The 12,656-nt window shown below is 62.7% G+C and carries 12 protein-coding genes and 1 pseudogene; all 13 read left to right on the top strand.

All coding sequences use genetic code 11. The features are described from left to right. Window positions 1–3 precede the first annotated feature (3 nt). A complete protein-coding gene (locus tag VNZ93_RS20100; protein WP_325709353.1) occupies window positions 4–999 on the top strand; it encodes a 30S ribosomal protein S2 in 996 nt (331 codons plus the stop codon). Between the two features lie 81 nt (window positions 1,000–1,080). Beyond that, window positions 1,081–2,004 carry a translation elongation factor Ts gene (tsf, locus tag VNZ93_RS20095; RefSeq protein ID WP_325709351.1) on the top strand — a complete coding sequence of 308 codons (924 nt, stop codon included), beginning with the start codon at window positions 1,081–1,083 and terminating at the stop codon, window positions 2,002–2,004. Between the two features lie 26 nt (window positions 2,005–2,030). Further along, on the top strand, window positions 2,031–2,747 hold the full coding sequence (gene pyrH / locus VNZ93_RS20090; protein WP_325709348.1) for a UMP kinase: 717 nt from the start codon (window positions 2,031–2,033) through the stop codon (window positions 2,745–2,747). Between the two features lie 120 nt (window positions 2,748–2,867). After that, window positions 2,868–3,431 (top strand): ribosome recycling factor, encoded by a 564-nt coding sequence (gene frr / locus VNZ93_RS20085; protein WP_325709345.1) that lies wholly within the window; start codon window positions 2,868–2,870, stop codon window positions 3,429–3,431. A 22-nt stretch (window positions 3,432–3,453) separates the two neighbouring features. Continuing rightward, complete coding sequence (locus tag VNZ93_RS20080) at window positions 3,454–4,206, top strand: isoprenyl transferase (RefSeq protein WP_325709342.1); 753 nt, start codon at window positions 3,454–3,456, stop codon at window positions 4,204–4,206. A 2-nt stretch (window positions 4,207–4,208) separates the two neighbouring features. Then, window positions 4,209–5,069, top strand: a complete 861-nt coding sequence (locus VNZ93_RS20075) for a phosphatidate cytidylyltransferase (RefSeq protein ID WP_325709339.1) — start codon at window positions 4,209–4,211, stop codon at window positions 5,067–5,069. Between the two features lie 3 nt (window positions 5,070–5,072). Beyond that, complete coding sequence (dxr, locus tag VNZ93_RS20070; RefSeq protein WP_325709336.1) at window positions 5,073–6,293, top strand: 1-deoxy-D-xylulose-5-phosphate reductoisomerase; 1,221 nt, start codon at window positions 5,073–5,075, stop codon at window positions 6,291–6,293. 33 nt (window positions 6,294–6,326) lie between these two features. Continuing rightward, window positions 6,327–7,472 carry an RIP metalloprotease RseP gene (rseP, locus tag VNZ93_RS20065; RefSeq protein WP_325709333.1) on the top strand — a complete coding sequence of 382 codons (1,146 nt, stop codon included), beginning with the start codon at window positions 6,327–6,329 and terminating at the stop codon, window positions 7,470–7,472. Window positions 7,473–7,640: 168 nt separating this feature from the next. Next, the gene (bamA, locus tag VNZ93_RS20060) at window positions 7,641–10,049 is read left to right on the top strand and encodes an outer membrane protein assembly factor BamA (RefSeq protein WP_325709330.1); all 2,409 of its coding nucleotides are present in this window, start codon (window positions 7,641–7,643) and stop codon (window positions 10,047–10,049) included. Between the two features lie 53 nt (window positions 10,050–10,102). After that, window positions 10,103–11,170, top strand: a complete 1,068-nt coding sequence (gene lpxD, locus VNZ93_RS20055; protein ID WP_325709327.1) for a UDP-3-O-(3-hydroxymyristoyl)glucosamine N-acyltransferase — start codon at window positions 10,103–10,105, stop codon at window positions 11,168–11,170. Window positions 11,171–11,184: 14 nt separating this feature from the next. Continuing rightward, window positions 11,185–11,637: a 3-hydroxyacyl-ACP dehydratase FabZ gene (fabZ, locus tag VNZ93_RS20050; protein WP_325709324.1), complete on the top strand. Its 453-nt coding sequence runs from the start codon at window positions 11,185–11,187 to the stop codon at window positions 11,635–11,637. Beyond that, window positions 11,630–12,472 carry an acyl-ACP--UDP-N-acetylglucosamine O-acyltransferase gene (gene lpxA, locus VNZ93_RS20045; RefSeq protein ID WP_325709321.1) on the top strand — a complete coding sequence of 281 codons (843 nt, stop codon included), beginning with the start codon at window positions 11,630–11,632 and terminating at the stop codon, window positions 12,470–12,472. The genes fabZ and lpxA overlap by 8 nt, the downstream gene beginning before the upstream one ends. Next, window positions 12,469–12,656 (top strand): annotated as a pseudogene (locus VNZ93_RS20040) (DUF1009 domain-containing protein); the annotation flags it as partial. The gene lpxA and the pseudogene VNZ93_RS20040, both read left to right, overlap by 4 nt.

Here is a 12,656-nt window from a genome sequence, read left to right as displayed (position 1 = left end):
CTTATGGCGCTGCCCGACTACAGCATGCGTCAGCTTTTGGAAGCTGGCGTCCATTTCGGCCATCAGGCCCACCGCTGGAACCCGAAGATGGGGAATTACATCTTCGGCGTCCGCAACAACATCCACATCATCGACCTCGCCCAGACCGTGCCGCTTCTGCATCAGGCGCTGCAGGCGGTGTCCGACACCGTCGCAAAGGGCGGTCGCATCCTCTTTGTCGGCACGAAGCGCCAGGCCCAGGACGGGATCGCCGAAGCCGCGAAGAAGTGCGCGCAGTATTACGTCAATTCGCGCTGGCTCGGCGGCACGCTGACCAACTGGAAGACGATCTCCGGATCGATCCAGCGTCTGCGCAAGCTCGAAGAGATGCTCTCCTCGAACGAGGCGCAGGGCTACACCAAGAAGGAGCGCCTCGACCTGCAGCGCGAGCGCGACAAGCTCGACCGCTCGCTCGGCGGAATCAAGGACATGGGCGGCCTGCCCGACATGCTGTTCGTGATCGACACCAACAAGGAAGACATCGCGATCAAGGAAGCGCAGCGCCTGAACATCCCGGTCGCGGCGATCGTCGACACCAATTGTGACCCGAACGGCATCACCTATGCCGTTCCCGGCAACGACGACGCGAGCCGTGCGATCTCGCTCTATTGCGACCTCGTTGCGCGCGCCGCAATCGACGGCATCAGCCGTTCGCAGGGCGAGCGCGGCATCGACATCGGTGCTGCCGCCGAACCGGTGATGGAAGATCTCCCGGAGGGCAGCGATGCCGGTTACGAGGCACTGCCTGGGCCACGCGGCGTTGCCGACGATCTGAAGAAGCTGCCCGGTGTATCCGGCTCAATCGAGAAGCAGTTGAACGATCTCGGTATCTTCCACTACTGGCAGCTTGCGCCGCTGTCGCATGATCAGGCGCACCGGCTCGGTGAGGCCGTCGGTCTGCCGGGGCGCGCCGACCAGTGGGTTGCGAAGGCCAAGAGCTTCACGGCCGACGCCGAGTAACTATCTAGAACCGGTACCGGCGGCGCGGGATACGCCCGCGCCGCGACTGTCTCTCTTTCGGAATTGTCTCGGAACATTGTCATGGCAGAAATCACCGCAGCGCTCGTGAAGGATCTGCGCGAACAGACCGGCGCGGGCATGATGGATTGCAAATCGGCGCTGACCGAGACGAAGGGTGACGTCGAGGCTGCGATCGACTGGCTGCGCAAGAAGGGCCTGTCGAAGGCCGCGAAGAAGGCCGACCGCGTCGCAGCCGAAGGCCTGATCGGCATTTCGACCGCTCCCGGCAAGGGTTCGGTCGTCGAGGTCAACGCCGAAACCGACTTCGTTGCGCGCAACGATCATTTCCAGGGTCTGGTGAAGCTGATCGCGGACGCCGCTCTGTCCAGCGGCGGCGACGTCGAGGCTGTGCGGGCGGCCAAGGTCGGCGACAAGACCGTGCAGGAAGCCATCGCCTCCGCCATCGCGACCATCGGCGAGAACATGACGCTGCGCCGCGCGGCCTCGCTCTCTGTGAGCCAGGGCGTGGTCGGCACCTACATGCACAATTCGATTTCCGACGGCCTGGGCAAGATCGGCGTGCTGGTGGCACTCGAATCGAGCGGCGACACGCAGGAACTGGCCGCGCTCGGGCGGCTGGTCGCGATGCATATCGCGGCCGCGGGTCCGCTCGCTGTGGATTCGTCTGGTCTGGCTGCCGATGTGATCGAGCGTGAGAAGGGCGTGCTGTCGGACAAAGCGAAAGCCTCCGGCAAGCCGGCCAACGTGATCGAAAAGATCGTCGAGTCCGGCCTCAAGAGCTTCTACAAGGAAGTCTGCCTGCTCGATCAGCCGTATGTGCACGACGACAAGAAGAGCGTCGCGCAGGCGCTGAAGGAAGCCGAAGGCAAGGTCGGCGGCCCGATCAAGGTCACGGGCTTTGTCCGCTATAAGATCGGCGAAGGCATCGACAAGCAGGAGAGCGACTTCGCTGCCGAAGTCGCAGCAGCCGCAGGAAAGAGCTGACGGCCATCTCGCAGGACGATCGCATCATGACCAAACCGGTCTATGGACGTGTGGTCGTCAAACTGTCGGGCGAGGCACTCGCGGGATCTGCCGGGTTCGGCGTCGATCAGACCATCGTTGAGGCGATCGCAGCCGACATCGCCGCGTCGCGCAAGCTCGGTGTCCAGGTCGCGCTGGTCGTTGGCGGCGGCAACATCTTTCGCGGTGTCGAAGTCTCCAGCCGCGGCGTATCGCGTCCGACCGGCGACACCATGGGCATGCTGGCGACAGTGATGAACAGCCTCGTGCTCGAGGCCGCGATCGAGCGGCACGGCGCGCCGGCGACGACCCTGTCGTCGGTCCCCATGCCGACGGTCTGCGATTACTTCTCCCGGCGCCGCGCCCTCGATCTCATCGGTCAGGGGCGGGTGGTGCTGCTCGCGGGCGGCACCGGCAACCCGTATTTCACGACCGATACGACGGCGGTATTGCGCGCCGCGGAACTGGACTGCAACGCCGTCCTCAAGGCGACCAATGTCGATGGCGTCTATGATGCCGACCCGAAGCAAAACCCGTCGGCGAAGCGCTATGATCGCCTGACGCCGCGGGAGGCCTTGGAGCGCAACCTGAAGGTGATGGATTCGACCGCGTTCGCGCTTGCCCGCGAAAATGGTATGCCTATCATCGTTTTTTCGATCCGCGAGCCGGGGGCGGTCGAGGCTGTCTTGCGTGGAAAGGGCCGCGCGACCATCGTTGCCGGCTAGCCCCGTCGAGATTCGGGGCGGGCGGCGAGGTTGCTGGGACCCCGATTGGGTTCGAAAGCGATTTCTGACGTTCGATCCTGTAGAGCGACCCGAGAGAACGCGACTCAAGAGAATAACGAGATGGCAGCGACAACCCACGACATCAACGACCTGAAGCGCCGTATGGAAGGCGCGCTCGCCGCGCTAAAGAAGGAGCTTTCGGGGCTTCGCACCGGCCGCGCCAACGCAAATCTGCTGGAGCCGGTTCAGGTTGACGCCTATGGCACCCATATGCCGTTGTCGCAGCTTGCCACCGTGAGCGTGCCGGAGGCGCGTCTCCTCAGCGTGCAGGTCTGGGATCGCGCGATGGTGCACGCGGTCGAGAAGGCGATCACGGCGGCCAATCTCGGGTTGAACCCGCAGACCGAGGGCCAGGTGATCCGCCTGCGCGTTCCGGAACTGAACGAAGAGCGCCGCAAGGAACTGGTCAAGGTCGCGCACAAATATGCCGAGGCAGCGCGTGTCGCGGTCCGCCACGTGCGCCGCGACGGTATCGACGTGATCAAGAAACTCGAAAAGGATCATCAGATTTCGAAGGACGATCACGAGCGCTATTCGAACGAAATCCAGAAGGCGACGGATCAGGCGATACACGACATCGACCAGTTGCTCGCCACCAAGGAAAAGGAAATCCTGACGGTCTGACGGCCGCGCGGACATAACCATCATGTCGATGCCAAAGGTATCAGTCGGCGGGAGCTCGGGCTTCGATGTTCCCCGTCACGTCGCCATCATCATGGATGGCAACGGGCGCTGGGCCGCAGCGCGCGGATTGCCGCGCGCTGAAGGGCATCGCCGTGGCGTCGAGGCGGTGCGCCGCACGGTGCGTTCCGCCGGCGAGATCGGCATCGACATCCTAACGCTTTTTGCGTTCAGTTCCGAGAACTGGTCGCGTCCTCAATCGGAGATCCGTGACCTGCTCGGCCTGCTGCGTTTGTACATCCGCAACGATCTAGCCGAACTGAACAGCAACAATGTGCGCGTGCGCATCATCGGCGACCGCGAAACGCTGTCGCCGGACGTGAAACGGCTGCTCGAAGAGGCGGAAGGGCTGACGCGCCGCAACGACGGTATGACGCTTGTGGTCGCGTTCAATTACGGCGCGCGGCAGGAGATCACGCGGGCGGTCCGGCGGCTGGCGGAAGAGCTGTCTGCCGGCCGCCTGTCATCGTCCGACATCACCGCCGAGCGCCTCTCGCAGTTCATGGATGCGCCGGACCTTCCCGACCCCGATCTGATCATCAGGACCAGCGGCGAACAGCGGCTGTCCAACTTCCTGCTGTGGCAGTCGGCCTATAGCGAGCTTGTGTTCGTTCCGACCTTCTGGCCGGACTTTGACCGCGCTGCGCTCGAACAGGCGATTTTCGAATATTCGCGCCGCGAGCGGCGGTTCGGCGGATTGGCCGCGGCCGGATCCTGACCATGGATGGTGTGAAGCCATCAGTCCAACTGCCCGAGACGACTTCGACGCCGTCAGCGCGTAATCTTTGGCTGCGGGTTGCATCCGCCGTGGTGCTGGCTCCGCTTGCGATCGGCGCCGCATGGTTTGGCGATTGGCCCTTCACGGTGTTCTGGGGCGCCGCCGCGATGGCGGTCTGGTGGGAGTGGATCGGCCTTGTCGAACCATCCGGCCGCAATGTTCTGCTGGCGACCGGTGTGTGTGCGCTTCTCCTGCAGGCGATCCTGTTTGAGACCGGCAATCTGTCGAGCGCATTTATGATCGTGGCGCTTGGCGTGCTCGCCGGGATCGTGACCGCGGGCAAACAGGCGCCTACCGTCGCAGGCGGGGTGGTCTACGCATCGGCGCTGCTGATGGCGACCATCATCGTTCGATCCGACGCAAAGTTCGGCTTCGCGGCGATCCTTTTTCTCTACGCCATTGTCTGGGGAACGGACATTGGCGGCTATTTCGCCGGCCGCGCATTCGGTGGGCCGAAACTGGCGCCGGCGATCAGTCCGAAGAAGACCTGGTCGGGAGCGATGGGCGGCACAATCGTCGCGATTGCCGCGGCGATCGGTATTGCCGCCATGTTTTCGATCAGGAATCCGCTCATGGTCGGCGCGGTGGCGCTTGTTTTGTCCATTGCGTCGCAATGCGGGGACTTGTTCGAGTCCTGGCTCAAGCGGCATTTCGACGTGAAGGATTCGAGCGGCCTGATTCCGGGGCATGGCGGCGTCATGGATCGACTCGACGGTTTCATCTTTGCCGCTGTAACGGCGGCGCTGATCGGTGTGGCGCGCGGCGGTTTCGACGCGCCCGCTACCGGTCTCCTGGTCTGGTAGTTCATGGTCACATCCGCACCCCGTACGTCTCGCAGCGCCGCCTCGCCGCGCACCATCAGCATTCTCGGTGCGACCGGTTCGATCGGTACGAGCACGCTCGATCTTCTGGTACGGCAGCGCGATCGCTATAGCATCGAGGCGGTCGCCTCGCAGCGCAATGTCGAGGCGCTCGCCAAGACCGCGATTGCGCTCGGTGCGCGTTTCGCCGCCGTCGCGGAGCCTGATGCTTACGGTGCGCTCAAGGACGCACTGTCAGGATCGAACATCACCGCGGCTGCAGGCGCGGACGCCGTGATCGAAGCCGCCGAACGTCCCGCAGATCTCATCGTGGCGTCGATCAGCGGCGCGGCCGGACTTGCACCAACCATGGCAGCTATCGAACGCGGCACGAGTGTCGCGATCGCCAACAAGGAATGCCTCGTTTGCGCCGGCGGTCTGTTCATGCGGCGGGCGGCAGAGAAGGGTGTCACGATCCTCCCGGTCGATTCCGAACACAACGCGTTGTTTCAGGCTATGGCCGCAGGCGAACGCTCGGATGTCCGGCGCCTGATCCTGACGGCGTCAGGCGGCCCGTTCCGGACCTGGACGGCGGAAGCGGTGCGCAATGCCACGCCTGAGCAGGCCCTGCGCCATCCCAACTGGTCGATGGGCGCCAAGGTGACGATCGATTCCGCGACCCTGATGAACAAGGGACTCGAACTGATCGAGGCGCATCATCTGTTCCAGATGCCGGCGAGCGACATCGACGTGTTCGTTCACCCCCAATCGATCGTGCATGGCATCGTCGAATTCCGCGACGGATCGTTCATTGCGCAGCTCGGGGCCCCCGACATGCGTATTCCGATCTCGCATTGCCTGGCCTGGCCCGAGCGCATGGATGAACCCGCGCGCCGCCTCCGGCTCGAGGAAATGGCGAGCCTGACATTCGAGGCTCCTGACCTCGCCCGCTTCCCGGCGCTGCGTCTCGCGCGCGAGGCGATCGAGGAGGGCGGGGCGGCGCCGACCATCCTCAACGCCGCCAACGAGGTGGCAGTGGCGGAATTTCTGGCGGGTCGCCTCGGATTTGCCTCCATTCCGTCGCTCGTGGACGCTACTCTGAATGCTGCCGCGCAACGGGGAATCGCGCGCGAGCCGACGAGTGTGGAGGAGGCGCTGGCAATCGACCGGACGGCCCGGGAGATCGCCAGTACGCTGAAGTCTTCAGCTTCAGTAGGCCTTCACTAATTGACGCCATCTTTGGGTGATAGGGTTCCGCTCATGGGTTTCTTTGAGAATTTCAGTTTGTGGGGCGGCGGCTTCCCCGGATCGCTGCTTCCATTCCTTTTTGTCCTCACCATCGTCGTCTTTTTTCACGAACTCGGCCATTTTCTCATCGCCCGGTTGTGCGGCGTGCGTGTGCTGGTCTTCTCGGTCGGTTTCGGCCCCGAAATCGTTGGCTTCAACGACCGCCACGGGACGCGCTGGAAGATTTCGGCGGTTCCGCTCGGCGGCTACGTCAAGTTCTTCGGCGACGAGGATGCTGCGAGCACGCCGGATCATAACGCCGTGTCAACGATGACGGCGGCTGAGCGGCGGGAGAGTTTCCATCATCAGAGCGTCGGCAAACGGGCAGCCATCGTTGCTGCCGGCCCCTTTGCAAACTTCATCCTTGCGATCCTTATCTTCGCAGCGATTTTTGTCTTCTACGGCAAGCCATCGACCTCGGCGCGGATCGACGGCATTCAGCCCGAGAGCGCGGCGGCGGCGGCCGGTTTCCAGCCCGGCGACGTGGTGGTCAGCATCAACGGACGGCCGATCCAGACCTTTTCAGAGATGCAGCGCGTGGTTTCGACCAGTGCCGGCCAGGAACTGGCGGTGACGGTCGACCGCGGCGGTGCCCGGCTTGATCTGAAAGCGACCCCGACGCTTCGCGAGATGAAGGACAATTTCGGCAACACCCACCGGATCGGTGTGTTGGGCATCAGCCGGTCAATGGCGCCGACCGACGCTCAGCATGAGAAGGTTGGGGTGCTGCCCGCGCTCGGGATGGGCGTCAGCGAAACCTGGTTCGTGATCGAGCGGACCATGTCCTACCTTGGCGGGGTGATCGTCGGGAGCGAGAAGGCCGACCAGCTGGGCGGCCCGATCCGGATCGCGCAGGTTTCGGGACAGGTCGCGACCGTCGGTTTTGTCGCACTGATGAACCTTGCGGCCATCCTTTCGGTCTCGATAGGTCTGCTGAACCTGTTCCCGGTGCCGCTGCTCGACGGCGGTCACCTTTTGTTCTACGCGATCGAGGCGGTGCGGGGTAAGCCGCTGTCGGAGCGTGCCCAGGAAATGGGCTTCCGGATCGGTCTGGCGCTCGTGGTGATGTTGATGATTTTTGCAACCTTTAACGACATTATCCATTTGGCGGCCTCCTGACACCTCCGCCTGGGGACATGTGTGTGGCGAGGGGGCAACGTGGCGGGGCTTAGTCGAAGATTGGAACGGTTTCGTTTGCGCCTCGGGCCCGAGGCTGTAAAAACGAGTATTGTTAGAGACTTGTTTACGATTCTGGTCGCTAACGGGGTGGGACAAGAGCGCGTGGTAATGGCAATCGGTGCCCGAGTAATGCGAGGGGTTGGCTTGGCCGCCGTGCTCCTTGGGGGAGTGTTCTTTGGCGTCGCTGCTATCGCAGTGCCGGCAGGTTCTGCTTATGCCCAATCCGCCAGCAGCATCGTGGTGGAAGGCAATCGCCGGGTCGAGGCCGACACCATTCGCGCCTACTTCAAGTCTTCCGGCGGCGGTCTGAACGCCGCTACGATCGACGAGGGCCTCAAGGGGCTTTACGCGACCGGTCTGTTCCAGGACGTGCGGATCCGCCATGCGGGTGGCCGCCTGATTGTGACCGTGGTCGAAAATCCGGTCATCAACCGCATCGCTTTCGAAGGCAACACCAAGGCCAAGGACGAGCAGCTGCTCGCCGAAATCCAGTCCAAAGTGCGCGGCACTCTTTCACGCCCGCTGGTGCAGTCCGATACCCAGCGCCTCATCGAGCAATACCGGCGCAACGGCCGCTACGACGTGCGCGTGGTGCCGAAGATCATCGAACTGCCGAACAATCGCGTGGACCTCGTTTTCGAGATCACAGAGGGCAAGAAGACGTCGGTCAAGACCATCCGCTTTGTCGGTAACCGTGCCTATCCGGACTACCGCCTCAGGGACGTGATCAAGACGACTGAAGCGAATCTTCTGAGCTTCCTGAAGTCGAGCGACGTCTACGACCCGGACCGGATCGAGGCCGACCGCGACCTTCTGCGCCGCTTTTATCTGAAGCATGGGTTTGCCGATGTGCGGATCGTCTCTGCCGTGAGCGAGTTCGATCCCCAGCAGGGGGCGTTTATCGTGACCTTCACGATCGACGAGGGCGAGCAGTACAAGTTCGGCGCTGTCGATATTCAGTCGAACGTACGTTCCGTCGACGCCGCCTCGCTTTCGGGCAGGCTCAAGGCGACGGCGGGCGCTGTCTATAACGCCGAGGCGGTCGAGAAGTCGGTCGAGGCGATCGCGGTCGACGTCGCACGGCGTGGCTATCCGTTCGCGGTGGTCCGCCCACGCGGCGACCGCGATTTCCAGAACCGGCTGATCAATGTGGTCTTTACGGTCGAGGAAGGTCCGCGCGCCTATATCGAGCGCATTCAGATCCGCGGCAACACGCGTACGCGCGACTGGGTCATTCGCCGCGAATTCGACCTCGCCGAAGGCGACGCTTATAACCGCGCCCTGATCGACCGCGCCGAACGCCGTCTGAAGAACCTGAACTACTTCAAGTCGGTGAAAATCACCAATGAGCCGGGAACGTCGCCCGACCGTATCGTCATCAATGTCGAGGTCGAGGAACAGTCGACCGGCGAGTTTTCGATTTCGGGCGGCTACTCGACGCAGGACGGCTTGCTTGGCGAAGTCTCTGTCGGCGAGCGTAACCTGCTCGGCCGTGGCCAGGCCGTTCGCGCAGCCGTGCAATATGGTCAGCGTGCGCGCGGCTTCGAGCTTTCGTTCATCGAGCCGTATTTCCTCGATTATCGGATGGCGCTCGGTCTCGATTTCTTCGGAAAGGCAACCGACAACCAGCAATACACCTCGTATGACACGAGGACGGTCGGTGGCACGGTCCGGCTCGGCTTCGAGCTGCGCGAAGACCTGGCGTTGCAACTGCGCTATTCGCTGTACCAGCAGGAAATCACCCTGCAGGACAACTACTCGTCCTGTTATTCGCTTGTGCCGTTTAATCCTACAACAGTTCCAGTTAACTGCACAGGCGTGTCAATCGTGCCGTCTCTGCCCGTCCGCCTGAGCTTCAATCAAGGCGCGCAGATGACCTCTATGGCCGGTTACAGCCTGATCTACAATACGCTGGACAACAACCGTAGCCCGACCGGCGGAATTCGCGCCGAACTGAAGCAGGAACTGGCTGGCCTCGGCGGTGACGTGAACTTCCTGCGTTCTTCCGGCGATGCGCGTTTCTATCACGAGGTTGTCCCTGACTACGTCGCGATGCTGCGCCTTCAGGCTGGCAACGTGACGCCGTGGAACGGCAACAATTTGCGGTTCAACGATCTGTATCAGGGCGGCCCGAACCTCGTCCGCGGCTTCCGCATGAACGGTTTCGGTCCGCGCGATCTGACACAGTGGACGACGCATGACGCCATCGGCGGCACGAACTTCTGGGCGGCGAGCCTCGAACTGTTCATCCCGTTGCATTTCATCCCGAAGGATATCGGCATCCGGGCTTCGATCTTCGCCGATGCCGGCTCGGTGTGGAATTACAAAGGACCGACCAGCGTTCCGGGTGAAACCATGACTTTCGAGGATTCGAAGCTCATCCGCACGTCCGTCGGTGCCGGTCTGATCTGGGATTCGCCGTTCGGCCCGCTGCGGTTCGACTATGCAATCCCGCTGACCAAGGAAAGCTACGACATCGTCCAGGAATTCCGCTTTGGCGGCGGGACGAAGTTCTGATCGGAAGCGGTCCGGTCTCCACAAGCCGCCAGAGTAACCTTGCGAGCCGGCGGATGACCGAACCGATCTTCTTCAAGCGTGCGGATGGTGTGAGCGCAGGCGACATCGCCGCGATGACCGGTGCGACGATGTCTGACCCATCGCGCGCGGGTCATCTCATCACCAATGTCGCGCCAATCGATCGCGCTGGCCCGCGCGATCTGACCTTCTTTGAAAATCTGAGCTACGCCGAAGGCCTGAGAAACACACGCGCGGGGTCGTGTCTGATCGCCGAGCGTTTCGTCAAGGATGCGCCCCCGGGACTGCTGCTGCTGGTCACGCGCGAGCCGTATCGCGGCTTCGTGACGGTCACGCGCAAGCTGTTCGCGGAAGCCTTGCGGCCGTCGTCGCTGTTCGAAGCGGATGGGATTACACCGGGCGCCTCGGTTCATCCCAAGGCGCGTCTCGAAGACGGTGTCACTGTCGAGCCTGGCGCCGTCATCGGACCGCGTGCGGAGATTGGCGCGGGCACCCTGATCGGGGCCGGTGCCGTCGTCGGGGCTGGGGTGCGGATTGGACGGGATTGCAGCGTCGGCGCGCAAACCTCAGTCATTCACTCGCTGATCGGCGATCGCGTAATCATTCATCCGGGCTGCCGGATCGGCCAGGACGGCTTCGGTTATCTGATGGGCCCGCGCGGTCATGCGAAGGTCCCACAAATTGGCCGCGTCATCATCCAGGACGACGTGGAGATCGGAGCGGGAACCGCGATCGATCGCGGCGCGATCCGGGACACCGTCATCGGCGAGGGAACGAAAATCGACAATCTGGTCCAGATTGGTCACAATGTAACGATCGGCCGGCATTGCGTGATCGTTGCTCTTTGCGCGATTGCCGGAAGCGTAACTCTGGAGGACTTTGTCGCTCTCGGCGGCCGCGTGACCATCAACAACCACGTCACCATCGGTGAGGGGGCGCAGATTGCCGGTATGAGCGGCGTGAACGCGGATGTTCCGCCGGGAGGGCGCTGGGCGGGATTGCCGGCAAAACCGGCCAAGCTCTGGATGCGCGAGGTCGCCTGGCTCGAACGGGCGGCCAAAAGGCATAGCGCTGAAAAGGGCAGAGCCGAAACTCAAGGTTGAATGTCATGGACGACATGCCGACAAAGCTTGAGAGCGCCGACATTGCGCGCATCTTGAAGGCGCTGCCGCATCGCTACCCGTTTCTGATGGTCGATCGCGTGATCAACATGCGCGCGGATGAAAGCGCGGTGGGCATCAAGAACGTGACCGCGAACGAGCCGCAATTCATGGGTCATTTTCCGGACAATCCGGTCTTTCCGGGCGTCCTGATGATTGAGGGGATGGCACAGACTGCGGGCGTGCTATGCATCTGCTCAGGCGAAACCGGGGACGCGTCGAAAAACGTATTCTTCATGACGATCGACAAGGCGAAGTTTCGCAAGCTTGTCCGGCCTGGCGACACGATCGAGTATCACGTCACCAAGATCACTCGAAAACGGATGATGTGGTGGTATCGCGCGGAAGCGCGGGTGCAAGGCGCTCTGGTTGCGGAGGCCGAAATCGGAGCGATGATTGACAATGCTTGAAACGGCCGACGTCACCATTGATCCGAGCGCGCGCGTCTCACCCGGCGCCGTGGTCGGCAAAGGCACGGTGATCGGACCCTATTGCGTCGTTGGACCGAATGTCGTCCTCGGTGAACAATGTCGGTTGATCAGCCATGTCTCGCTGACCGGTCACACCACCATCGGTGACCGCTCGGCGATTTATCCGTTCGCGTCGCTCGGCACGCCGCCGCAATCGGTCAAATATCGCGGCGGTCCGACCCGCCTTGTGATCGGTTCCGATTGCGAGATCCGCGAAGGCGTCACCATGAACACCGGCACCGAGGATGACGGCGGTCTGACCTCCGTCGGCAACAAGTGCACATTCATGGTCGGCTCGCATGTCGGTCATGACTGCAAGGTCGGCAACAGTGTCACGCTCGCGAACAATGCCGTGCTCGGCGGCCATGTCGTGGTGGAAGACTATGTATTCATGGGCGGTCATTCGGCGGCGCATCAGTTCGTGCGCATCGGCGAGAGCGCGATGATTGCCGGCGTAACCGGACTCGGCGCCGACGTGATCCCGTTCGGATTTGCGATCGGTCAGCGCGGCGAACTCGATGGTCTGAATGTCGTCGGCATGCGCCGGCGCGGCTATTCGCGCGCGGACATTCACGGATTGCGGCAAGCCTATCGCGCGCTGTTTCTGGTACGCGGTCACTTCAAGGAACGCGTCGAGGCGGTGGAGCGTGGCTTTGCGGACGATCCTGTGGTCGCGAAAGTCATTGCCTTTATTAAGGCCGGCGGTTCGCGGCCCTTGATGAAGGCGGGCAAGACCGGACAAGCCGGAGAAAGAAGCCCGGCCGGCGAGTCATGAAGGCGCCGGACGTGTCAGCCGACGCGGGTCCGGTCGCGATCATCTGCGGCGGCGGCACGTTTCCCTTCACCGTTGCCGACGCGCTGATCAAGAGCGGTCGGGGCGCTGTTCTTTTCGCGTTGCGTGGCTGGGCCGATCCGGAACGCGTCAAGTCTTATCCGCACCATTGGGCGCACGTGGCGCA

It is taken from the genome of Pseudorhodoplanes sp., assembly GCF_035565795.1.
Taxonomy (GTDB): Bacteria; Pseudomonadota; Alphaproteobacteria; order Rhizobiales; family Xanthobacteraceae; genus Pseudorhodoplanes.
This window is presented reverse-complemented; position numbering and strand designations above follow the sequence as displayed.

Bases quoted from the DNA above. Each gene is read 5' to 3' on its own strand.
- VNZ93_RS20100 (WP_325709353.1), top strand. From the start codon at position 4: ATGGCGCTGCCCGACTACAGCATGCGTCAGCTTTTGGAAGCTGGCGTC.
- tsf (WP_325709351.1), top strand. From the start codon at position 1,081: ATGGCAGAAATCACCGCAGCGCTCGTGAAGGATCTGCGCGAACAGACC.
- pyrH (WP_325709348.1), top strand. From the start codon at position 2,031: ATGACCAAACCGGTCTATGGACGTGTGGTCGTCAAACTGTCGGGCGAG.
- frr (WP_325709345.1), top strand. From the start codon at position 2,868: ATGGCAGCGACAACCCACGACATCAACGACCTGAAGCGCCGTATGGAA.
- VNZ93_RS20080 (WP_325709342.1), top strand. From the start codon at position 3,454: ATGTCGATGCCAAAGGTATCAGTCGGCGGGAGCTCGGGCTTCGATGTT.
- VNZ93_RS20075 (WP_325709339.1), top strand. From the start codon at position 4,209: ATGGATGGTGTGAAGCCATCAGTCCAACTGCCCGAGACGACTTCGACG.
- dxr (WP_325709336.1), top strand. From the start codon at position 5,073: ATGGTCACATCCGCACCCCGTACGTCTCGCAGCGCCGCCTCGCCGCGC.
- rseP (WP_325709333.1), top strand. From the start codon at position 6,327: ATGGGTTTCTTTGAGAATTTCAGTTTGTGGGGCGGCGGCTTCCCCGGA.
- bamA (WP_325709330.1), top strand. From the start codon at position 7,641: ATGGCAATCGGTGCCCGAGTAATGCGAGGGGTTGGCTTGGCCGCCGTG.
- lpxD (WP_325709327.1), top strand. From the start codon at position 10,103: ATGACCGAACCGATCTTCTTCAAGCGTGCGGATGGTGTGAGCGCAGGC.
- fabZ (WP_325709324.1), top strand. From the start codon at position 11,185: ATGCCGACAAAGCTTGAGAGCGCCGACATTGCGCGCATCTTGAAGGCG.
- lpxA (WP_325709321.1), top strand. From the start codon at position 11,630: ATGCTTGAAACGGCCGACGTCACCATTGATCCGAGCGCGCGCGTCTCA.